At 52.3% G+C, this 746-nt stretch carries 8 tRNA genes; all 8 read left to right on the top strand.

Annotation, left to right across the window (positions count from 1 at the left end):
- The 8 genes from WJW32_RS06965 (at position 1) to WJW32_RS06930 (ending at position 724) form a co-directional block, all read left to right on the top strand.
- Positions 1–86: transfer RNA gene (locus tag WJW32_RS06965), tRNA-Tyr, on the top strand.
- A gap of 11 nt (positions 87–97) precedes the next feature.
- A tRNA-Gly gene (locus WJW32_RS06960) sits at positions 98–171 on the top strand.
- 9 nt (positions 172–180) lie between these two features.
- A tRNA-Arg gene (locus tag WJW32_RS06955) sits at positions 181–257 on the top strand.
- A gap of 5 nt (positions 258–262) precedes the next feature.
- Positions 263–338 (top strand) — tRNA-Gln (locus tag WJW32_RS06950).
- 9 nt (positions 339–347) lie between these two features.
- Positions 348–423 (top strand) — tRNA-Lys (locus WJW32_RS06945).
- Positions 424–431: 8 nt separating this feature from the next.
- Positions 432–520, top strand: a tRNA-Ser gene (locus WJW32_RS06940).
- Positions 521–542: 22 nt separating this feature from the next.
- Positions 543–633: transfer RNA gene (locus WJW32_RS06935), tRNA-Ser, on the top strand.
- Between the two features lie 14 nt (positions 634–647).
- Positions 648–724: transfer RNA gene (locus tag WJW32_RS06930), tRNA-Pro, on the top strand.
- Positions 725–746 lie beyond the last annotated feature (22 nt).

Below are 746 nucleotides of genomic sequence, written 5' to 3'. Positions count from 1 at the left end.
GGAGGGGTTCCCGAGTTGGCCAAAGGGGGCAGACTGTAAATCTGTTAGCATCGCTTTCACTGGTTCGAATCCAGTCCCCTCCACCATTTAATAACATGCGGGTGTAACTCAGTGGTAGAGTTCTGGCCTTCCAAGCCAGCTGCGAGGGTTCGACTCCCTTCACCCGCTCCAAAATAATATGTACCTGTAGCTCAGTTGGATAGAGCAGTGGCCTTCTAAGCCACGTGTCCGGGGTTCGAATCCCTGCAGGTACGCCATATACTGGGGATTCGCCAAGTCGGTAAGGCACATGACTTTGACTCATGTATGCGTTGGTTCGAGTCCAGCATCCCCAGCCAACTAAATTTGACCTATTAGCTCAGTCGGTAGAGCACCTGACTTTTAATCAGGGTGTCCCGCGTTCGAGTCGCGGATGGGTCACCAATAAACACGGAGGGGTGTCCGAGTGGCTTAAGGAGCTGGTCTTGAAAACCAGTGATTCCGAAAGGGACCGTGGGTTCGAATCCCACCTCCTCCGCCAAGTAAATAAAAATGTTTAAAATGGAGAAGTACTCAAGTGGCTAAAGAGGCTCCCCTGCTAAGGGAGTAGGTCTTTTACGGGACGCGAGGGTTCGAATCCCTCCTTCTCCGCCATTTTATTCAAAAATCGAGGTGTAGCGCAGTTTGGTAGCGCACGTGGTTTGGGACCATGGGGCCGGGGGTTCGAGTCCCTCCACCTCGACCAATTATTGGGGCTTATAGCTCAG

The organism is Tepidibacter sp. Z1-5 (genome assembly GCF_037844525.1).
Lineage (GTDB): Bacteria > Bacillota > Clostridia > Peptostreptococcales > Peptostreptococcaceae > Tepidibacter_A.
This window is presented reverse-complemented; position numbering and strand designations above follow the sequence as displayed.